We start from the raw sequence: 20,390 nt of genomic DNA on the forward strand, positions 1-20,390 counted from the left end.
ATCCTGCAGTTGATGGAGCGCCAGCTCAACGACATGCTTCGACGGGAAGGCAAAAAGTACGTCGTCTCACCGGCATGGCTCGACAAGAGCAACCCGGAGGCGCTGATCGGCCGGGCGCCGTCGAGCTTCGGCGTCCACGACGCGCAGCCGCTGAGCGAGGACGACATCCGCAAGATCGGCAACTGCTGGTATCCGGTGCACGCCTTCGGCTACAACTGGCTTCGGAGCAACGGCGAGGAAGGCAGGCAGCTCGCGAAGAAGATCGAGCTGCTGATCGACACCTACAACCACAACGGCTTCGACTGCCCCGGCGTCATCGTCGTCACGCACAGCATGGGCGGCATCCTGGCGCGGGCGATGATGCACGTGGACTACGGCGCCATCAGGCATCGCATCCTGGGCGTGGTGCACGGGGTGATGCCCACCACCGGCGCCGCCGCCGCGTACAAGCGCATGCGCGCGGGCTTCGAGGGCAGCAACAAGCCCTGGTGGCATCTGAAGTCCCAGTTGGTGGGCGGCATCACGCAAAGCGTCCTGGGCGACAACGGCGAGGAAGTGACGGCGGTGCTGGCCAATGCGCAAGGCGGCCTGGAGCTGTTGCCGGCGGCCGCCTACGGCACGCAGTGGCTGCAGGTGCAGGACGACAACGGCAAGTTCCTGGCGAAATGGCCCAGCAGTGACGCGGTGAGCGAGATCTACACGCTCGACAGGGACAAGTGGTGGAGGTTGATCAATCCGGATTGGATTGATCCGGCGGGGCAGAGCCATCGAGCGCCAGAGAAAGGCGGAAAGACGGAAGAGCAGATCGGACCGAAGGCAACCATGCGCCGCATCAAGCGGGCTATGGAATTTGCCGATGCCATCGGAAACACTTTCCATCAACGCACCTACGCCCACTACGGCAGTGACCCGCTGCAACCAGCCTGGAACGATCTCGTGTGGCGCGTGGTAGATGGCGATCCCGTCATCGCAGGCGACCCGTTGACATGGACGCTTCTGTCTGGGCCCAAGGGCGACAACGGCGAAGGCACGCTGCGAGTGAAGGGGGACAGCGGCGAGGTACTCAAGCTCAAGCTCCAGCCACCGATGACACCCAGCGACGGAACTGTGCCTGTGGAACGCAGTGCCGCCAAGGTGCGCGCGAAAGCCAAGTTCGTGCAGGCCGGATACGACCACCAGGGCAGCTACAGCGACGCCAATGCCAGCGCAGCCACGCTCTACGGCATCGTGCGCATCGCCGCCGACTTCGACACCCAGTGGTGGTCGGAGAAGAACTGAACTCACCTACCAACCACTGAAGACGAGGATTGCCTGCATGAACCGACGCATCGAGAAACTGTTCGAGTACACCAAGCTGCTTTGCTTCGGGCGCTATGTGCTGACCGCACCGGTCGATTCGAGACTGGCGTTCGGGCGCGACTTCCCGACATTCCCTAACCAGGCGAACAACATCGAGAAAGTTATGGAGGATGACCGCGCGAAGATTCTGGCAGGCCACAAGACGGCCGAGATTACCTATTTCGGCAAGGGTCCGACTGCGAATACATGGCTGATCCGTTCTTACGGAGACAAGTTTGCGAAAGAACTGGAGTTGGAGGGTTTTCGCATCTACTACGTTATAGGACCGCACATCTTCATAAACGGCCGAGGCACCGACAACGGCGCCACGGCGGAGTCCATTCTTCGCGACACGGTCGAAACGGCCAGAAACCTGCGCGCACGCGAGCCCAACGAAGTCCCCACGGATCAAGGCCTTTGCCATGAATACGGCTTCACCCGTGTCGATGGCTCTCGAGGCCCAGCGCTGTCCCAGGCCGGCCTTCACATGGCGGACCTGCCGGACGTCGTGTTCAGCGTCCAGAGCAACCAGAGCCAGAGCACGAAGGGCAGCAATGGCTACGGCCTGCTCAAGCTCATCAACGACCGCAAGCGAGACGCCGGCAGCAGCTATCCCAGGCTGACGACGCTGCGCGAGGGCAAGAAGAAAGTCCACGGCTGGGACGGCGAGGAGTCGCTGGTCCGCGAAGCCGATGGTTCGCACGACTTCGAATGGATGTTCATCGGCGAAACCGGCAACGTCGCACGCCCGGCATTGCTGCAAGCGGCGATGTTCACCAAGGTGGCATCAGACCGCGTGGGCGCCGCCGCAGCCTCTTCGCTCAACGACGAAGAAGCTGTCGCGCTGTGGGACAAGCTGCTCGATGGCCTCAAGTTCCGAGTGGCCGTGCCGGGTGCACCAGCCGAGGCGATCGCCATCAAGAGATAAAGCAGCAGACAGATCTCGACACGACTCATACACCACTGCCCATGAACCGACGCATCGAGAAACTGTTCGAGCGCACCAAGATGCTGTGCTTCGGACGCTATGTACTGACCGCACCGATAGATTCGAGGCTGGCGTTCGGACGCGACTTTCCGACCTTGCCGAATCAAGCCAATGACATCGAGAAAGTGTTGGTCGCCGAACAGGCAAGAATCCTCGCAAAGGACAAGACGGCCAGGATCAATTTCGTTGGTCCCGGACCAGCACCAAACACTTGGTTGATTCGGTCCTACGACGATGACCTCGCGCCCAAGTATGGACTGGAGAGCTTTGACGTCTACTACGTCGTAGGCCCGCACATCTTTGTTGGAGGCGACGCGACGGCCAAGAGCTACAACGTGACCCCGGACTCGATCCTTCGAGATGCTGTCGAGCTCGCCAGCAATCTGCGCGCACGCGAGCCCGACGAGGTTCCCACGGATCAGGGCCTTTGCCATGAATACGGCTTCACCCGAATCGACGGAGCCAAGGGCAATGTCTTGACTCAGGTCGGCCTGCACATGGCCGCCCTGCCCGACGTGGTGTTCAGCGTCGAAAGCAACCAGACCGTCAACACCAATTCCCCCAGCAACAGCTACGGCCTGCTCAAGCTCATCGCCGACCGCAAGCGCGAGGCCGGCAGCAGCTACCCCAAGCTCACGACCTTGCGCGAGGGAAAGAAGAAGGTCCATGGCTGGAATGGCGAGGAATCGCTGGTGCGCGCCGCCGAGGGTTTCCACGATTTCGAGTGGATGTTCATCGGCGAGAACGGCGGCAGCGTTGCGCGCCCTGGCAACCTCAACGTAGCCATGTCCACCAAGGTGGCTTCGGACCGAGTGGGCGCGGCACCAGCCTCCTCGCTCAACGACGAAGAGGCCATCGCGCTCTGGGACAAGTTTCTCGACGGCCTCAAGTTCCGCGTAGCCGTGCCCGGTGCACCGGCCAGTGCGGTCGCAATCAAATGAATCAACCTGCAATGACACCAACACAAGCCCCCACCCGCCGCGAGGCTCTCCAAGCCTTGGCATCGATGCTCGCGCTGCCGCTCTCTCCCCTGCCTCTGGCACAGGCCGCAAGGCTTGCGCCACAGCAGGCCATGAACCGGCTCTGGCGCCCGATCAATGCCTGACGATGCCGTGCGTCACATCCAGCAACAACCGGCACCAAGACCCACCACCCAAGGGCGATTTCCGATGTCTGCAGAATAGGAGCCCATGCACGTCCGACTCCCGCGCCATCCGGCGCGCTCTCTCGCCCCCGCCTGCGCCCTCCTCTCCCTCGCGCTCCTCCTGCCCTCCGCATCGGCCGCACCCGATGCGACGACTGCTGCACCTCAGCAGCAGCAACAACAGCAGGACGCAGACGCCCGCATCGAAGCCCTGATCGCCCGCATGACGGTGCAGGAGAAAGCCGGCCAGCTCAGCCTGTACGGCCCCGCCGACATCGACACGCCCAACAACCCGCAGGCCGGCTGGCGCAACGCGCAACAGGAAACGGCTGACGTACGGGCCGGCCGGCTCACGGGCCTGTTCAACAACGCGGGCCTCGAGGGCAAGCGGCGGCTGCAGCAGATCGCGATCAGGGAGTCGCGCCTGGGCATTCCGCTGATCTTCGGCGCGGACGTGATCCACGGCTTTCGCACGATGTTCCCGATGCCGTTGGCCGAGGCCTCCAGCTGGGAGCCCGCGCTGGCCGAGCGCACCGCCCGCGCGGCGGCGGTGGAGGCCACGGCGGACGGCTTCCGCTGGACCTTTGCGCCGATGGTCGACATCGCGCGCGACGCGCGCTGGGGCCGCGGCCTCGAAGGCGTGGGCGAGGACGTCTTCCTCGCGAAGCAGTTCTCGGCCGCGCGGGTGCGCGGCTTCCAGGGCGCGGATCTTTCCCGGCCCGACTCGATGCTGGCCACGCCCAAGCACTTCGCGGCCTATGGCGCGGCCGAGGGCGGGCTCGACTACAACGTGAGCGACATCTCGGAGCGCACGCTGCGCGAGGTGTACCTGCCGCCGTTCCGCGCGGCGCTGGACGCGGGCGCGCTGTCGGTGATGAGCGCCTTCAACGAGATCGGCGGCGTGCCCTCCACCGCCAATCCCGCGCTGCTCACGGGCGTGCTGCGCGACGAATGGAAGTTCCGTGGCTTCGTGGTCTCCGACTACACGGCCGACGAGGAACTCGTGGAGCACGGCTACGCCGCCAATCCACGCGAGGCCGCCAAGCAGGCCTTCATGGCGGGCACCGACGTGAGCATGCAGAGCGGCCTCTACATGCGCTACCTGCCCGATCTCGTGGCCTCCGGCGAGGTGCCGATGTCGCGGCTCGACGATGCGGTTCGCCGCGTGCTGCGCGTCAAGCAGAAGCTGGGCCTGTTCGACGACCCCATGCGCGGCCTCGACGGGCTGCCCGCCTCGCAGCGCCCCGAGAACCCCGAGTTCATCGCGCTGGCCCGAGAGAGCGCGCGCCGCTCCATCGTGATGCTGAAGAACGATCGCATGCTGCTGCCGCTGCCCAAGGCCGGCACGAAGATCGCGCTGATCGGCCCTTTCGCCGAAGGCACCATCGACCTGATGGGCGCGTGGAGCCTGTTCCCGGGGCAGTCGGCGCCGGTGGGCATCGACCAGGGGCTGCGCTCGGCGCTGGGCCCGAATTCTTCAGTGAACGTGGTGCGCGGCTCGGGCATCGAGTCGGCGCTGCCCGGTGGCATCGACGCCGCGGTGGCCGCAGCGCGCGATGCCGACGTGGTGCTGCTGGCCATCGGCGAGAGCCAGAAGATGTCGGGCGAGGCGCGCTCGCGCAGCGACATCGGCCTGCCGCAGGCGCAGCAAGACCTGGCCGAGGCCGTGGCCGCCACGGGCAAGCCGGTGGTCGTGCTGCTGAGCAACGGCCGTGCGATGGCGCTCAAGGGCGCGGTGCGAAATGCGCGCGCCATTCTCGTCACATGGTTCCTCGGCGTGCAGACGGGCAACGCGATCGCCGACGTGGTGTTCGGCGACTTCAATCCCTCGGGCCGCCTGCCCGTGAGCTTCCCGCAGACGGCCGGACAGGTGCCCTACTACTACGGCCACAAGCGCACCGGCCGCCCCTCGCCCGAGAACGCGCCAGACACCGCCTTCAAGACCCGCTATGTCGACGCGACGAACGAGGCGCTCTACCCCTTCGGCTTCGGCATCGGCTATGCACCGGTGCGCTACGACAGCGTGGAGCTCAGCACCGAGCGCATGCCGCTGTCGGGCACGTTGCGTGTGCGCGCCACCGTCACCAACACGGGTGCGCGCGAGGCGGAGGAAGTGGTTCAGCTCTACATTGGCGAACGCGCCGCGAGCGTGACGCGGCCGGTGCGCGAGCTCAAGGGATTCCGCAAGCTGAGCATCGCGCCGGGCGCATCGGAAGTCGTCGAGTTCACGCTCACGGCCGACGACCTGTCGTTCATCGGCCGCGACATGAAGCCCACGGTGGAGCCCGGCGAGTTCGACCTGTGGGTGGCGCCTTCGGCCGCGAGCGGCATCCGAAAGCGCTTCGTGCTCACGCGGGACTGAAGACCGGCAACGCCGCGTCCTACTCGCCCATCGCGTGCGCGACCGACGAGCCCTGCGGGTTCGACGATGCCACGGGAGGCGCCACCTGCGACTCCATGACCTCGGTCGGATGGATGCCCGTGTTCGCGCGAATCGCCTCGGCCTGCACCTGCGCGCGGTCCATGCCCGACACGGACGGCTGCACCTGCGATTCCATGACCTCCGTCGCATGGATGCCGTTGTTGGCGCGCGCCGCTTCGTCGGCGACCGCATCGCGCGACTGGCTCGAATGCGAGACCTGCGGATAGTCGGGATCGGCGCGGCCGCCCGCGTAGGCAATCGACGCCAGTGCCAGCGCGGGCACGGCTGCGACGCACAGGGCTGCGGTACGAACTCTCATGGCTGTCTCCTTGAGTGATGACGATGTTTCACTCTAGGACGCGGCAATTACCGGCCGGTGAGAGTCCGCTTAGGCGGCAGTGAGAGTTCGCTTAGATGGGCGTGAGGGCGCAAGAAACCCGCAGATGACAAACAAGGGCTTCGGCGTGCGCAAGGATGCGGCGCAGGGATCTGTCGGATCACGCGCCCCTCATCTATATTCGGTCGATCAATCCTCCGGAACCACCTGCCGCCGAATGCGCCCCCTGATCGAAACAAAGGCCTTCCCGCAATCGCTGAATGGCGAGGTGGCACGGGTCGTCTCACGACTCGTTCATGAGGAAGATCATCAGGGCAGCGGCAACTTTTGCGTACAGGTACAGGGCGAGTTGCTCGAGATACCGAATCGGCTCCACTACCGCTCAACTCTGCTCGACCACGCGATCGAGGGATCGGAACTCTCGCACCAGATCTCAGCCTGCCTGGGCACACGGCACCATGATGGCTTCGTACGCCAACGCTGCCTCGAGCGCCTGCTGCCGGTGAGACAGCCATGGGTCGTGCCGTACGTAGTCGCATTGCTGGGCGAGTACGTCCTCCCCATCATCATGCTCATCGAAGCGCATAGCCGAAGCGATGAACTTGGGCTCTATGGCGAGTTCCTGGCGAGAAACACGCAGTACCTCAAGAAGACCGAGCGCCGCGTGATGAGCTACTGGGATGCCTACCACCGGCATCCCTACCCTCAGTACGCACAATACCCAGGTTTCCTGGCGATGAGCGCGCTCAAGAACGCGGCAAACAGCGCAGCAGCAACGATCGACACCGATCTGTCCAACCGAGGGGTGAATGCATGACCGCCACCGCAATCCCCCTCGACCACACGCTGACCCTGGTGTCCGACACGGCCATCAACATCTATCACTTCAGTCCGAGCGGTCAGGTCGCCGCCACCATCGGTACGAAGAACGGCCCGGTGTCCGCACCGGTTTTCAGCTGGCGTGCTGCGTCCGCAGATTGCATCGAGATCGCCGGCTCGGACGGCCACGTAGAACGGTGGATAAACATCCGCATCGAAGGCGATCTGCTGCACGCTGAGTGCAACGGCTTCGCCCGGACCTTCACGATCAGAAAACTCTCCCCATGAAAGTCAAACGCCTCGTAGCCAACTTCGCCACGCCGGAGCCTGCGCGCGCCGCCGTCTTCTATAAGGACATCCTCGGTCTCGACCTGCTGATGGACCACGGCTGGATCCAGACCTACGGCTCGCAGGCCGACATGACGGTGCAGCTCAGCTTCGCGTCCGAAGGCGGCTCCGGCACGCCGGTGCCCGAGCTGTCCATCGAGGTCGACGATGTGGACGAAGCCTTCGAGCGCATGAAGGCCGCGGGCTTCGCCATCGAATACGGACCGGCCGACGAACCCTGGGGCGTGCGCCGCTTCTACGTGCGCGATCCGTTCGGCAAGCTGGTCAACATCCTCGCGCACGCCTGAGGCTCGCGCGAGAGGCGGCCCCGATCAGTCGAGGCCGTGGAAGACGCTGTCGTCCGGCCCGATGTGCGAGGGCGGCGTCCAGGCCGCGTCGCGCATCGAGCGGCTCACCAGCTTGTCCACGCCCAGCAGCGTGGCGAAGATCGCCATGCGCACCGGGATGCCGTTGTCGGTCTGGCGGAAGATGGCCAGGCGCGGGTCGTTGTTCAGGTCGACGCCGAGGTCGTGCGAGCCGGGGCGGCTGTCGCGCGGCAGCGGATGCATCACGACCACGTCGGGCTTGCAGGCCGATTCGACGAGCGCGCGGTTGATTTCGAAGGCGTTGTCGAAGCCTTCCAGCACTTCGTCGTTCGCGAAGCGCTCCTTCTGGATGCGCGTGGCGTAGATGATGTCGGCGCCGGCCAGGCCCTGCGCCGGCGTGGCGGCGGTCTCGACCACGTGGCCGTTGCGGCTCACGGCCTCGACGATCTCCGCCGGCATGGCCAGCGAAGGCGGCGAGATCAGCGTGAACTTCATTCCCTTGTACAGCGCCAGCAGCTTGATGAGCGAGTGCACCGTGCGCCCGTACTTCAGGTCGCCGACCATCGCGATGTGCGCTCCGTCGACCAGCTTGCCCAGCCGCGAGAACTCGCGCTGGATGGTGTACAGGTCGAGCAGCGCCTGGCTCGGGTGCTCGCCCGGCCCGTCGCCGCCGTTGATGACGGGCACGTTGGTGGCACGCGCGAACTCCGCCACCGAGCCCCGCTCCGGGTGCCGCACCACGATGGCGTCGACGTACCCGCTGATCACGCGGCTGGTGTCGTAGATCGATTCGCCCTTGGCCATCGACGAGAAGGTGAAGCCCGTGGTGTCGCATACCGAGCCGCCCAGCCGGCAGAACGCGGCGCCGAAGCTCACTCGCGTGCGCGTGCTGGCCTCGAAGAACAGGTTGGCCAGCACCGCCCCCTCGAGCACGCGGCTGACCTTGCGGCGGCGCGCGATGGGCTGCATCACGTCGGCCAGCTGGAACAGCTCGTCGATGGCGTCGCGGTTGAACTGGCTGACCGACAGCAGGTGGTGCGAGCCCTCGACCGCCATCGATTTCCGCAGGGCACCCTCATGTGCGCTTTGCGTATATTCACTGCGCCGACCGTCCGAAGCCAGGATTTCGCTCACGAAGCGCCGCGCGACCTCGGGCATGGCCCTGAACTCGTTGGATTCGTCGGGGAGAAGCCAGGCGTCGAGCGCCCTCCTCCGACTGCCGATGCGCTCCGCGAAAGCGTCGCGCGTCATGTTGAGTTGACGCATCGCGTCGCGGAGAAGTACTTGCTGCGGCATGTTCATGAGCCGCGAATATATACTCAATGCGTATATTTTCCAATAGCCAGCAGGAAACCTAGCGCCGCGTCTTCCTGGCGGGCTTCTTCACCACGCCCTGGCGCACGGCGCGTTGCCGCACGGTCGAGCCCGAGCCTCTGGGCGGAGCCGGAGGCGCCACCTCGTGTTGGCTCGCCCGCAGGGTGAAGTCGCATGTCTTCACGGCCAGCTCGACGATGCGCGCCAGCGCCGGGCTGGAGCTGTCGCGCCGGTAGACGGCGCTGTAGACCAGCGGCGGCGGCATCGGGTCGCTCCTGACGATGCGCAGCAGGCCGCTTCGGATGTCGGGGCGCACGTAGTCCAGCGCCTGCTGGCTGATGCCGAAGCCGCTGATCGTGAGTTCGCGCAGCACGGTGGTGCTGTTCGTCAGCATGACCTTGCCGAAGCGGAAGCCGTGCTCCGCGCGCCAGGCTTCGTAGAACCTGTTCTTCGAGGCGCCGGCGGGCTGCTCGATCACCGGGTAGTCGGCGAACTCGTGCGGCTTCAATGCGCGGTTGGGAATGGAAAGGCGCGGGCTCGCGATCCAGGCCTGGTCGACCTGCCCCACCTTCACCGATTCGAAGGCCTGCCCCCAGAAGATGCCCGGCATGATGGTCAGGTCGAGCTTGTTGGCCTCCAGCCGCTCGAAGAGCGTGAGCCCCGCGTCCACCACCGGCTCGAGCGTCACTTCGGGATGCAGCTTCTGCAGCAGCTGGATCAGGCGCGTGAGCCAGGTCATCGCGATCAGCTCCGTCACGCCCACCCTGAAGGTGCCGCGCAGCGTCTTGTCGACGCTGATGTCGTGCTCGATGCGCTGCCACAGCCGCAAAGCCTCTTCCGCCAGCGGCAGCAACTCCCGGCCGGCGTGGGCCAGTTCCAGCCCGTGCGAGGTGCGATGCAGCAAGGGGCCGCCGAGCGAATCCTCGAGTTCGGCCAGCCGCTTGGAGATGGCCGACTGCGTGGTGTGCAGCTTCACCGCCGCGGCGCTGAAGCTCTGGAGCTTGGCGCTGAAGAGAAAGGCTTCCAGCTGCTTGAAGGTGAAGTTCATGCCAGCGGAATGTACGCCCATGGGTCGCAAGGAAAAAAAGGAATACCGCGCCGGTCCGATTTCTCGTTTGTCCTGCGAGGCACGCACTTTGATACTGCGTGCATGCTTCACATCGCACCACGCCTGAACCGAATCAAACCGTCTCCCAGCTCCATGGCCGGCCAGCGGGCCCGCGAGCTGCGCGCCGCGGGCCGCGACATACTCGGCCTGACCGCCGGCGAGCCCGACTTCGAGACGCCCGAGCACATCAAGGAGGCCGCCATCCGCGCCATGGCCGCCGGCCAGACCCGCTACACCGACGTGGGCGGCACGCCCGCGCTCAAGGAAGCCATCTCCGGCAAGTTCCTGACCGAGAACGGGCTGGCCTATGCGCCGGGCGAGATCATCGTCGGCACGGGCGCCAAGCAGGTGATCTTCAATGCGCTCATGTGCACAGTGGCTGCGGGCGACGAGGTCATCGTGCCGGCGCCCTACTGGGTGTCCTACCCCGACATCGCGCTGCTGGCAGGCGGCGTTCCGGTCTTCGTCGACTGCCCCGCCACATCGGGCTTCAAGCTCCACCCCGCGGACCTGGAGCGCGCCATCAGCCCCAGGACGCGCTGGCTGATGCTCAACTCGCCGAACAACCCGAGCGGCGCAACCTACACGCGCGCCGAGCTCCAGGCGCTGGCCGAGGTGCTGCGCCGCCATCCGCACGTCTGGGTGCTGACCGACGACATCTACGAGCACCTGATCTACGGCGACACCGAATTCGCCACCATGGCCGAGGCGGCGCCCGACCTCAAGGACCGCACGCTGACGGTGAACGGCGTCTCGAAGGCCTATGCGATGACAGGCTGGCGCATCGGCTACGGCGCGGGGCCTTCGGCACTCATCAAGGCAATGGTCAAGCTCCAGTCGCAGAGCACCTCCGGCCCGAACTCGATCGCGCAGGCCGCCGCCATCGCGGCGCTCACCGGGCCGCAGGACACCATCGCCACCAATCGGCGCGAATACCAGAAGCGCCGCGACACGGTGGTCGCGGCGCTCAACGCCATCGACGGCATCCGCTGCGACGTGCCCGACGGGGCGTTCTACATCTTCGCCTCGTGCAGCGCCCTCTTCGGGCTGCGCAACCGCAAGGGCACCGTGATCGAGAACAGCGACGACTGGGTGATGCACCTGCTCGACTCGCAGGACCTCGCCGCGCTCCAGGGCAGCGCCTACGGCGTGCCGACCCATTTCCGCCTCTCCTTCGCCGCCAGCACCGAACAGCTGCTGGAAGGCTGCCGGCGCATCGCGCGGGCACGCGAGGAGCTCTCGGGCCAAGCCTTCGACCAGGAACTCCAGGAACTGCAATGAAACTCCGCTCCCTTCTCAAGCTGCTGCCTGCACTCGCTGCAGGCACCGTCTGGCTCGGCGCCACCCACGCATGGGCCGCCGACTCCTTTCCGTCGAAGCCGGTGAAGATCCTCGTGGGCTTCTCGCCGGGCGGCTCCAACGACGTGGTGGCGCGCCTGATCGCGCCGAAGCTGGCCGAAGGGCTCGGGCAGCAGGTGCTGATCGACAACCGGCCGGGCGCCGGCGGCAACATCGCCGCGTCGGCCATGCTCGCCGCGCCCGCCGACGGCCACACGCTGCTGATGTGCACCACGGGCACGCTGTCGATCCAGCCGCACGTGCTCAAGAGCATGCCCTTCGACTCCGAGAAGGACATCGTGCCGGTCACGCAGATCGTCAATGCGCCCTACATGCTGCTGGTCAACTCGAGCCTGCCGGTGAAGAGCGTGAAGGAGCTCATCGCCTACGCGAAGCAGAAGCCGGGCGAGATCAACTTCGCCTCCTCGGGCACCGCCACCGGCGGACACCTCGCGGGCGAGATGCTGAAGAGCCGCGCGGGCATCGACATCGTGCACGTGGCCTACAAGGGCACGGGCCAGGCCATGACGGACCTCATCGCGGGCCAGGTCACGATGATCTTCGACCAGCCCGTGAGCTCGATGCAGTACGCCCGCTCGGGCAAGCTGCGCGCGCTGGCGGTGGCCAGCCCGCGCCGGCTGGCGGCCTTTCCGGAAATCCCGACCGTGACCGAAGCCGGCGTGCCCGACTTCGACCCCGTGACCTGGGCCGGCATCTGCGCCGCGAAGAACACGCCGCCCGCGGTGGTCGAGCGCATCCAGCGCGAAATCGCCAAGGTGCTCGCGATGCCCGAGATCTCCAGGCGGCTCGCGGCCGACGGCCTCGAGCCCGTGGGCAGCACGCCGGAACAGTTCCGCGCCTTCCTCGCGGCGGACAAGCGCAAGTGGGGCCGCGTGGTGAAGGACGCGGACGTCAAGGCCGAATGAGCGGGAACCAGAACATGAACATGAACCAGCTTCCAGACATCGTTCGCGACTTCGAGCGCGTCTCATCCGATCTCGTTCGGCAGGCCTCGGCCTTCCAGCCGGCCATCCTCGCCGACGTGGCGGGTCGCCGCGGCGCCCTGCACGGCCGCATCCAGGCCCTGCGCCACCGGATGAAGCTCGCGGGCAGCGCGCTCACGGTGGAAGTGCGGCCGGGCGACAACCTGATGATCCACGCCGCCATCGCGCTCGCGAAGCCCGGCGACGTGCTCGTGATCGATGGCAAGGGCGACCAGAGCGCGGCGCTCATGGGGACGATCATGATGAACGCCTGCCGCCAGGTCGGCATCGCCGGCGTAGTGATCGACGGCGCGGTGCGCGACAGCGTGGAGATCGACGAGATGGGCTTCCCGGTCTTCTCGGTGGGCACCAATCCCAACGGCCCGACCAAGCTGGCCTCGGGCCGCATCGGGCATCCGGTGTCGGTCGGCGGCGTGGCCGTGCGCCCCGGCGATCTCGTCGTCGGCGATGCGGACGGCGTGGTCGTCGTCGAGCGGGAGAAGGTGGAAGCGCTTCTTCAGGCGGCGCAGAAGAAGGTGGAGGACGAGGCCGCGCGCATCGAAGCCATCAAGCAAGGCAACACGGCGGCCAGATGGCTGGACTCCGCCCTGCGCAATGCGGGCGTGCTCAAGGAAGGTGAAACGCTGTAGGTCCTTGCACCGACAGCGATGCGGACGCGAAGAAAGGGCCCTCAGGCCCCTTCTTCATTCGCCCAATTTCAGCCGACAAGCATGCATCGGCTTGCCGGAACTGCTTACAGGCCAGCCTGGCGCGTGAACGACACGCTGGGCTTCTTGTAGGCGGCCGGCACTTCGTCGCGGTAGAACGCGCGGCGGTCGAGGCTGGCGAGCGGGTCGTGTGCCTTGGCAACGGCTTCGGCCTGCACGGTCGCGCGGTTGGCGGTCGACGTGAAGGTCTGTGCACCGGCGCCAGAGGCTTCGCTGTATTCGTTGCCGGCGCGAGCGGCGGCAGCGGCTTGCGGAGCGACTTCAGCGCGGGTCACCGAAGAGTTCACGACGTGCACGCCGTCGTAGGTTTCTGCTTGGGCTCCGGCGGCAGCCAGGAGCGAGAGGGCAGCAGCGGCGAGGATCTTCGAGGCATTCATTTCAATCTCCTTCAGGGCAATCGGTTGGTTGGTGAGGAGAAGTTTGATCCTGATCGGCCCCGAAAAACGCCCACAAAATGAACCGCGGCGTTCACGGGATTGAAACAATCAGGGCCTTGAAAAGAAACCCGTCAATGGGGGTTGGCCCCAGCAGGCAGCCTCAGTGGCTGATCATCCACGGCCGCCTCGAAGGCGCGGCCTTGGCCCCGTTGGCCGCCGTCACCGTCGCGCCGCGCTTGCCCGAACCGCAGCATCCGCAGCCCGCAGGATGCCTGAGCCGCGCGTAGTCGCGAGAGCTCACGGGCTCGTGCCGCGAGCGTTCGTTGGTCTCCATCGCGCGGCGCGTGCCGGAGGCCATCAAGGCGAGACGCGGCGCGGCCGACAGCACGCGCGGCGAAGCACTTCCGCAGTCGGGGCAGGCGGCGGGCTCGTCGCGCAGGCCCGAGGGCCGCAGCGCTTCGAAGCCGCCGCAATTCCCGCATGCGTAGTCGTAGGTGGGCATGCCTTGCCGCCTTTCAACGCAGGTCGGGAGACAGCGGCATGCTGATGCTGCCGTCGATCATCTTCATCGGGCCCGCCGCACTCGGGTTGATGTCGAAGTCGAAGATGCCCGTGGGCAGCCACAGCGTGGCGCACGAGTTCGGCACGTCGACCACGCCGCTGATGTGGCCCTGCACGGGTGCCGTGCCCAGGATCGAATAGGCCTGCGCGCCCGAGTAGCCGAACTTCTTCAGGTACTCGATGGCGTTCAGGCAGGCCTGGCGATAGGCCACGTTCACGTCGAGGTAGTGCTGCTTGCCGCTCTCGTCCACCGAGATGCCCTCGAAGATCAGGTAGTCGTTGTACTGCGGCGTGATGGGGCTGGGCTTGAAGATCGGGTTCTTGATGCCGTACTTGGCCATGCCGCCCTTGATGAGCGACACTTTCATGTGCACCCAGCCGGCCATCTCGATGGCGCCGCAGAAGGTGATCTCGCCGTCGCCCTGGCTGAAGTGCAGGTCGCCCACGCTCAGGCCCGCGCCGTCGACGTACACCGGGAAGAACACCTTCGAGCCGCGCGACAGATCCTTGATGTCGCAGTTGCCGCCGTGCTCGCGCGGAGGCACGGTGCGTGCGCCTTCGGCAGCGGCCTTCGCCCTCGCCTCACCGGTCATCTTGCCCATGTGGGCGGTGCCGGCGAAAGGCGGGTTGGCCAGGCCGGGCACGCGATCAGGGTCGGTGGCGATGAGCGCCTTCTCGCGCTCGTTCCACATGTCGAGCATGGGCTTGTCGGGCAGGCAGCCGATCAGGCCCGGGTGGATGAGGCCCGCGAAGTTCACGCCCGGCACATGGCGCGAGCTGGTGAACATGCCCTTGAAGTCCCAGATCGACTTCTGCGCCTCGGGGAAATGATCGGTGAGGAAGCCGCCGCCGTTCTTCTTCGAGAAGAAGCCGTTGAAGCCCCAGAGGCTGTCCTGCTTGGCGCCGATGTCGAGCAGGTCGACCACCAGCAGGTCGCCGGGCTCCGCGCCCTTCACGCCCACGGGGCCCGAGAGGTAGTGCACCGTGCTCAGATCGATGTCGCGCACGTCGTCGGCGCTGTCGTTGTTCTTTATGAAGCCGCCGGTCCAGTCGAAGGTCTCGAGGATGAAGTCGTCGCCCGGGTTGACCCAGCAGGCCATCGGGATGTCCGGATGCCAGCGGTTGTGGATCATCTCGTTCTCGGTGGGCGGCTTGGTCAGGTCGACCTTGATCAGCGTGTCCGTCATTTGCAGTGGCTCCTGGTTGGGTTGTGGTTAAACGGAGAGATAAGCCTTGATGTGATCGACGTCGGTCTTGTCGCGCGCGGTCTCATGCACCAGGCGCCCGCCCTCGATCACGAAGAGCCGGTCGGCCACGTCCATCGCGAAGCTCAGCACCTGCTCGGACACGACGATGGTGATGCCGCGCAGCTTGCGGATCTCGTTGAGCGCCTTGGCGATGTCCTTGATGATCGAAGGCTGGATGCCCTCGGTGGGCTCGTCCAGCAGCAGCACCTTGGGGTCGGTGACGAGCGCGCGCGCAATGGCCAGCTGCTGCTGCTGCCCGCCCGAGAGGTTGCCGCCCTTGCGGTTCTTCATGTCCCACAGCACGGGGAACAGCGCGTAGATTTCCTCGGGAATGCGGCGGGTCTTCGAGTTCTCCAGTCCGGTCTGGATGTTCTCCTCCACCGTCAGCGTCGGGAAGATCATCCGGCCCTGGGGCACGTAGGCGATGCCCTTGGCCACGCGGCGAAAGCTCTCGTCGCGCGACACGTCCTGCCCCGCCACCTCGATGCGCCCGCTCTTGAGCGGCAGCACTCCCATCAGGCTCTTGAACAGCGTGGTCTTGCCCATGCCGTTGCGGCCCATGATGGCCACGGTCTCGTTGGCGTGGCCATCGAACGAGATGCCGTGCAGGGCCTCGCTCTGGCCGTAGGCGACGTGAAGGTCTTCGACCTTGAGGTTGATGTTGCTCATGTCAGTGCCCCAGGTAGACGTCGATGACCTTCGGATCGGCCTGCACCTTCTCCATCGGCCCTTCGGCGAGGATCTTTCCCTGGTGCATCACCGTGACCTTGTGCGCGATCTGCTTCACGAAGGCCATGTCGTGCTCGATGACGATCACGGCGCGGTTCTGGCAGATGCGCTTGAGCAGGTCGGCCGTGAGTTCGCGCTCGCGCGCGCTCATGCCGGCGATGGGCTCGTCGAGCATCAGCAGCTCGGGCTCCTGCATCAGCAGCATGCCGATCTCGAGCCACTGCTTCTGGCCATGGCTCAGCAGGCCGGCCTCGGTGTCGAGGCGATCGGCAAGGCCGATCTCTCCAGCCACCGCCTGCACCCTGGACTTGACCTCGTCGTCGCACTTGAAGGCCAGCGCGCCGAACACCGAGCGCCCCTTGGGAAACGACACCTCCAGGTTCTGGAACACGCTGAGGTTCTCGTAGATGGAAGGCGTCTGGAACTTGCGGCCGATACCCAGCCGCACGCGCTTGTGCTCAGCCATCTTCGTGAGTTCGGTGTTCCTGAACTTGATGCTGCCGGCGCTGGCGCGCGTCTTGCCGCAGATCAGGTCGAGCAGCGTGGTCTTGCCCGCGCCGTTGGGGCCGATGATCACGCGCAGCTCGTTGCGGTCGATGTAGAGCGTCAGGTCGTCGATGGCCTTGAAGCCGTCGAAGGAGACGGTGAGGTCTTCCACGGCGAGCGCGAAGTCGGTGTTGCTCATGGATGCTAGCTCCGGTCAGGCGCGCTGGCTGCCGACGCCGTCGGGCAGCGTCGGTTCGGGCGTGGTCGATGTAGTGGACGGCGCGGGAGTGGAAGCAACCGGCGGCTTCACCGCGGCTTCGCGCAGCGCCTGGCGGCGCGACTTCCACCACGGGCGGATCTTTTCTTCCCACACGCCGGCGAGCCCCATCGGGAAGGCCATCGTCACGCCGATGAAGAGGCCGGCCATCAGGAACAGCCACAGATCCGGGAAGCTCTCCGAGAACAGCGTCTTGCCCGCATTCACCAGCAGCGCGCCGTACACCGCACCCACCAGGCTCATGCGCCCGCCGACCGCGCAGAAGATCACCATCTCGATGGACGGCACGATGCCCACGAAGCTCGGCGACATGAAGCCCACTTGCAGTGCGAACATCGCGCCGCCGATGCCCGAGAGCCCAGCCGCGAGGCAGAAGATGAAGACCTTGAAGTTCGACACGTCGTAGCCCGAGAAGCGCACGCGGTCTTCCTTGTCGCGCATCGCCAGCAGCAGCGTGCCGAGCTTGCTGGTCTGGACCCAGCGGCACAGCAGGATGCTCGCCACCAGCAGGCCGACGCAGACGTAGTAGAGGACGTACTTGGCGCTGTCGGTGCGGGTGTCCCAGCCCAGCAGGGTCTTCAGGTCGGTCATGCCGTTCACGCCGCCGGTGTAGCCCTGCTGGCCGATGATGAGCACCGTGCAAATCAGCGCCATCGCCTGCGTGATGATCGCGAAATACACCCCGCCCACGCGCCGCTTGAACATCGCGAAGCTGATGAGCCAGGCCAGCGCCATCGGCGCCAGCACCACCAGCGCAAGGCTCAGCGGCAGGCTCTTGAAGGGCAGCCACAGCGTGGGCAGCTCGGTGATCTGGTTCCAGTCCATGAAGTCCGGAATGCCGGGCGTGGTCTGGATCTTGGTCGACACCGGGTCGGAGGCTTCGAGCTTGAGGAACATCGCCATCGCGTACCCGCCGATGCCGAAGAACACCCCCTGCCCCAGGCTCAGCACGCCGCCGTAGCCCCACACCATGACGAGGCCCACGGCCACGAAGGCGTAGGTGAGGTACTTGCCCACGAGGTTGAGGCGGAAGATGTCGAGCGACAGCGGCAGCACCACCGCGAGCAGCAGCACCAGCAGCAGGAGGCTTCCGAGCTGGTAGCGCTGGATCGAGGCCTTGATGAAATTCATCGGAACGTTCTCCAAAGAGGAATCGGGTTCAACGTCGCACTTTCACGGCGAACAGGCCTTGCGGTCGCATCATCAGGATCAGCACGATCAGCGACAGCGTCAGCACCTTCGCCATCGACCCAGTCATGAAGAACTCGGACACCGACTGCGTCTGCGCAATGCCGAAGGCCGAGACCACCGTGCCGAAGAGGCTGGCCGCGCCGCCGAAAGTGACGACCAGGAAGGCGTCGACGATGTACAGCGACCCCGAGGTCGGCCCGGTCGAGCCGATGGTGGTGAAGGCCGCGCCCGCCACGCCTGCGATGCCGCAGCCGATGGCGAAGGTCAGGCGGTCGGTCTTCTTCGTGTCGATGCCGGTGGCGTTGGCCATGGTGCGGTTGGCCACGGTGGCGCGCACCCTGAGGCCCCAGCGGCTCTTGTGCAGCGCGATCAGCACGCCGCCCGTGACCAGCGCGGTGAGCGCCAGCACGAACAGGCCGTTGATCGGAATGTCCAGGCCCTCGTGCGGCGTCCACGAGCCCATGAGCCATTCGGGCAGCGTGGGGCTCACCTCCTTCGGGCCGATGAAGGTGCGGAAGATCTGCTGCAGCCCCAGGCTCACGCCCCAGGTGGCCAGCAGCGTGTCGAGCGGGCGCTTGTAGAGGTGGCGTATCAGCACCCACTCCACGATCCAGCCGACGATGAAGGCGAAGACGAAGGCCAGCGCGATGGCGATCGGGAAGTAGTACGGCATGAACTCGGGCGCGAGGCTCTCGGTGACGCGCGCGGCCAGGTAGATCGAGTAGGCGCCGATGGTCATGAACTCGCCATGCGCCATGTTGATCACGCCCATCTGGCCGAAGATGATCGCCAGGCCCAGCCCCATCAGCAGCAGCACCGCGAAGAGGCTCAGCCCCGCGAAGCCCTGCATGAGGCCGATGTTCAGCATGTCCGACAGAGTCATGGCTAGTTGTTCCGGGGTTGTGGTGTTGGCTCCTTCCCCCTCTGGGGGAAGGTTGGGATGGGGGCAGGCAGGGCATGCCCAGTGGTAGCGCCGCTTGCCCCCACCCCTGCCCTCCCCCAGCGGGGGAGGGAGCAAAGCAGGCTTACTGGTAGCCCTTCGGGAACGGATCCGGCTTGATGAGCTCGGCCGATTCGGCAACCACCTTGAAGGTGCCGTCCGCCTGCCCCTGCCCGATGCGCGCCTTGCTCCACAGATGGTGGTTGGCGTCGAGCTTCACGTAGCCCTCGGGCGCCGTCTTCAGCTCGATGCCCGGCGAGCCGGCCACGACCTTGTCGACGTCGAAGCTGCCGGCCTTCTCCACCGCGGCCTTCCACAGCCAGGGGCCGAGGTAGCCCGCCTGCGTCACGTCGCCGATGACGGCGTCCTTGCCGTACTTGGCCTTGAAGGCCTCCACGAACTTCTTGTTGTTCGCGTTGTCCAGCGTCTGGAAGTACTTCATCGACGAGTAGAAGCCCGCGAAGTTCTCGCCGCCCACGCCGGTCATCTCGTCTTCCGTCACCGCCAGCGTCAGCAGGAACTGCTTGTCGCCCGTGATGCCCGCGGCCTTCAGCTGCTTGTAGAAGGCCACGTTCGAGCCGCCCACCACCGCCGCGAAGATGCAGTCGGGCTTGGCCACCTTGATCTTGTTGATCAGCGAGTTGAAGTTGGTGTGGCCCAGCGGGTAGTACTCCTCGCCCTTGACCGAACCCTTCTGGAAGTTCTCGATGTGCTTGCGCGCGATCTTCATCGAGGTGCGCGGCCAGATGTAGTCGGAGCCCACCAGGAAGAAGGTCTTGGCCTTCTTCTCCTTCGCGCCCCAGTCCAGGCCCCAGATGATCTGCTGCGTGGCCTCCTGGCCGGTGTAGATCACGTTCTTGCTCTGCTCCAGGCCTTCGTAGAAGGTCGGGTAATACAGCAGGCCGTTCTCCTTCTCGAACACCGGCAGCACGGCCTTGCGCGAGGCGCTGGTCCAGCAGCCGAAGACGGCCGCGACCTTGTCGTTGACCAGCAGCTTCTTCGACTTCTCGGCGAAGGTCGGCCAGTCGGAGGCGCCGTCTTCCTTGATGACCTTGATCTTGCGACCCAGGATGCCGCCCATGGCGTTGATCTGGTCGATGGCGAGCTGCTCGGCCTGGATGGAGCCGGTCTCCGAGATGGCCATGGTGCCGGTGGACGAGTGCAGCTGGCCCACCGTCACCTCGGTGTCGGTCACGGCGAGCTTGGTCGTGTTGACCTTGGCCGTGGGGAACTGGCCCTGGCCGAAGCTCAGGCCGCTCAGGCCCATCACGGGCAGCGCGGCGGCGCCCTGCAGCAGGCGGCGGCGGCGCAATGCCAGGGCATCGAGGGAAAGATCTGAATCACGCGACATCAGGAAACTCCAGGCAGGTTGTTGGAAAGGAAGGCCGCGCACCATCGCAGTGCATCGGA

General features: G+C 65.8%; 22 protein-coding genes. 11 read left to right on the plus strand and 11 right to left on the minus strand.

Features of this window, described 5'->3' with window-relative positions:
• The 5 genes from BMY35_RS15440 to BMY35_RS15455 all read left to right on the plus strand — a co-directional run.
• Positions 1 to 1,278 (plus strand): esterase/lipase family protein (locus tag BMY35_RS15440; protein ID WP_093200491.1); only part of this gene is annotated, 1,278 nt, incomplete at its 5' end.
• 37 nt (positions 1,279 to 1,315) lie between these two features.
• Entirely contained in the window at positions 1,316 to 2,266 is a 951-nt protein-coding gene (locus BMY35_RS15445; RefSeq protein WP_093200494.1) for a T6SS immunity protein Tli4 family protein, read from the plus strand.
• Between the two features lie 41 nt (positions 2,267 to 2,307).
• Positions 2,308 to 3,267, plus strand: a complete 960-nt coding sequence (locus BMY35_RS15450) for a T6SS immunity protein Tli4 family protein (protein WP_093200496.1) — start codon at positions 2,308 to 2,310, stop codon at positions 3,265 to 3,267.
• 11 nt (positions 3,268 to 3,278) lie between these two features.
• Complete coding sequence (locus BMY35_RS38535; RefSeq protein ID WP_218152998.1) at positions 3,279 to 3,431, plus strand: hypothetical protein; 153 nt, start codon at positions 3,279 to 3,281, stop codon at positions 3,429 to 3,431.
• A gap of 85 nt (positions 3,432 to 3,516) precedes the next feature.
• The gene (locus BMY35_RS15455) at positions 3,517 to 5,832 is read left to right on the plus strand and encodes a glycoside hydrolase family 3 N-terminal domain-containing protein (protein ID WP_093200499.1); all 2,316 of its coding nucleotides are present in this window, start codon (positions 3,517 to 3,519) and stop codon (positions 5,830 to 5,832) included.
• A 19-nt stretch (positions 5,833 to 5,851) separates the two neighbouring features.
• On the opposite strand, the gene BMY35_RS15460 is transcribed toward BMY35_RS15455, so the two are convergent.
• Positions 5,852 to 6,211: a hypothetical protein gene (locus tag BMY35_RS15460; protein WP_093200502.1), complete on the minus strand. Its 360-nt coding sequence runs from the start codon at positions 6,209 to 6,211 to the stop codon at positions 5,852 to 5,854.
• Between the two features lie 124 nt (positions 6,212 to 6,335).
• On the opposite strand from BMY35_RS15460, the gene BMY35_RS15465 reads away from it, so the two are divergent.
• From BMY35_RS15465 to BMY35_RS15475, 3 genes are read left to right on the plus strand one after another with little or no spacing between them, the layout of a single operon-like run.
• Complete coding sequence (locus tag BMY35_RS15465) at positions 6,336 to 7,046, plus strand: hypothetical protein (protein WP_143080688.1); 711 nt, start codon at positions 6,336 to 6,338, stop codon at positions 7,044 to 7,046.
• Positions 7,043 to 7,336 carry a hypothetical protein gene (locus tag BMY35_RS15470; protein ID WP_093200507.1) on the plus strand — a complete coding sequence of 98 codons (294 nt, stop codon included), beginning with the start codon at positions 7,043 to 7,045 and terminating at the stop codon, positions 7,334 to 7,336. The genes BMY35_RS15465 and BMY35_RS15470 overlap by 4 nt, the downstream gene beginning before the upstream one ends.
• A complete protein-coding gene (locus tag BMY35_RS15475; RefSeq protein ID WP_093200510.1) occupies positions 7,333 to 7,683 on the plus strand; it encodes a VOC family protein in 351 nt (116 codons plus the stop codon). Before BMY35_RS15470 ends, BMY35_RS15475 begins: the two co-directional genes overlap by 4 nt.
• Positions 7,684 to 7,707: 24 nt before the next feature.
• Here BMY35_RS15475 and BMY35_RS15480 read toward each other — a convergent pair whose 3' ends face one another.
• Both BMY35_RS15480 and BMY35_RS15485 read right to left on the minus strand, forming a co-directional pair.
• Positions 7,708 to 9,003: an aspartate carbamoyltransferase gene (locus tag BMY35_RS15480; RefSeq protein WP_093200512.1), complete on the minus strand. Its 1,296-nt coding sequence runs from the start codon at positions 9,001 to 9,003 to the stop codon at positions 7,708 to 7,710.
• 52 nt (positions 9,004 to 9,055) lie between these two features.
• On the minus strand, positions 9,056 to 10,084 hold the full coding sequence (locus BMY35_RS15485) for a LysR family transcriptional regulator (RefSeq protein WP_256228528.1): 1,029 nt from the start codon (positions 10,082 to 10,084) through the stop codon (positions 9,056 to 9,058).
• Between the two features lie 81 nt (positions 10,085 to 10,165).
• Here BMY35_RS15485 and BMY35_RS15490 point away from each other — a divergent pair, with 81 nt between their 5' ends.
• Genes BMY35_RS15490 through BMY35_RS15500 form a run of 3 tightly spaced genes read left to right on the plus strand, consistent with a single transcriptional unit; the run spans position 10,166 to position 13,094 of the window.
• Positions 10,166 to 11,404, plus strand: a complete 1,239-nt coding sequence (locus BMY35_RS15490) for a pyridoxal phosphate-dependent aminotransferase (protein ID WP_093200517.1) — start codon at positions 10,166 to 10,168, stop codon at positions 11,402 to 11,404.
• Complete coding sequence (locus BMY35_RS15495; protein WP_093200520.1) at positions 11,401 to 12,387, plus strand: Bug family tripartite tricarboxylate transporter substrate binding protein; 987 nt, start codon at positions 11,401 to 11,403, stop codon at positions 12,385 to 12,387. Before BMY35_RS15490 ends, BMY35_RS15495 begins: the two co-directional genes overlap by 4 nt.
• Before the next feature lie 20 nt (positions 12,388 to 12,407).
• The gene (locus tag BMY35_RS15500; protein ID WP_371287172.1) at positions 12,408 to 13,094 is read left to right on the plus strand and encodes an RraA family protein; all 687 of its coding nucleotides are present in this window, start codon (positions 12,408 to 12,410) and stop codon (positions 13,092 to 13,094) included.
• A gap of 104 nt (positions 13,095 to 13,198) precedes the next feature.
• Here the strand turns inward: BMY35_RS15500 and BMY35_RS15505 are convergent, their stop codons facing one another.
• From BMY35_RS15505 to urtA, 8 genes are all read right to left on the minus strand, one after another.
• Positions 13,199 to 13,549 (minus strand): alpha/beta hydrolase, encoded by a 351-nt coding sequence (locus BMY35_RS15505; protein WP_093200522.1) that lies wholly within the window; start codon positions 13,547 to 13,549, stop codon positions 13,199 to 13,201.
• Between the two features lie 160 nt (positions 13,550 to 13,709).
• A complete protein-coding gene (locus tag BMY35_RS15510) occupies positions 13,710 to 14,051 on the minus strand; it encodes a zinc ribbon domain-containing protein (RefSeq protein ID WP_093200525.1) in 342 nt (113 codons plus the stop codon).
• A gap of 13 nt (positions 14,052 to 14,064) precedes the next feature.
• Entirely contained in the window at positions 14,065 to 15,297 is a 1,233-nt protein-coding gene (gene fmdA, locus BMY35_RS15515; protein WP_093200527.1) for a formamidase, read from the minus strand.
• Positions 15,298 to 15,324: 27 nt separating this feature from the next.
• The gene (gene urtE / locus BMY35_RS15520; protein WP_093200530.1) at positions 15,325 to 16,026 is read right to left on the minus strand and encodes an urea ABC transporter ATP-binding subunit UrtE; all 702 of its coding nucleotides are present in this window, start codon (positions 16,024 to 16,026) and stop codon (positions 15,325 to 15,327) included.
• A 1-nt stretch (position 16,027) separates the two neighbouring features.
• Positions 16,028 to 16,771 (minus strand): urea ABC transporter ATP-binding protein UrtD, encoded by a 744-nt coding sequence (gene urtD / locus BMY35_RS15525; RefSeq protein ID WP_093200532.1) that lies wholly within the window; start codon positions 16,769 to 16,771, stop codon positions 16,028 to 16,030.
• A gap of 15 nt (positions 16,772 to 16,786) precedes the next feature.
• Entirely contained in the window at positions 16,787 to 17,980 is a 1,194-nt protein-coding gene (gene urtC / locus BMY35_RS15530) for an urea ABC transporter permease subunit UrtC (RefSeq protein WP_093200535.1), read from the minus strand.
• 28 nt (positions 17,981 to 18,008) lie between these two features.
• Positions 18,009 to 18,923, minus strand: coding sequence for an urea ABC transporter permease subunit UrtB (gene urtB, locus BMY35_RS15535; RefSeq protein ID WP_093200537.1), 915 nt, complete (start codon positions 18,921 to 18,923; stop codon positions 18,009 to 18,011).
• Between the two features lie 142 nt (positions 18,924 to 19,065).
• Positions 19,066 to 20,331, minus strand: coding sequence for an urea ABC transporter substrate-binding protein (gene urtA / locus BMY35_RS15540; protein WP_093200540.1), 1,266 nt, complete (start codon positions 20,329 to 20,331; stop codon positions 19,066 to 19,068).
• Positions 20,332 to 20,390 lie beyond the last annotated feature (59 nt).

The sequence above is a fragment of the Variovorax sp. YR750 genome (genome assembly GCF_900109805.1).
Lineage (GTDB): Bacteria > Pseudomonadota > Gammaproteobacteria > Burkholderiales > Burkholderiaceae_C > Variovorax > Variovorax gossypii.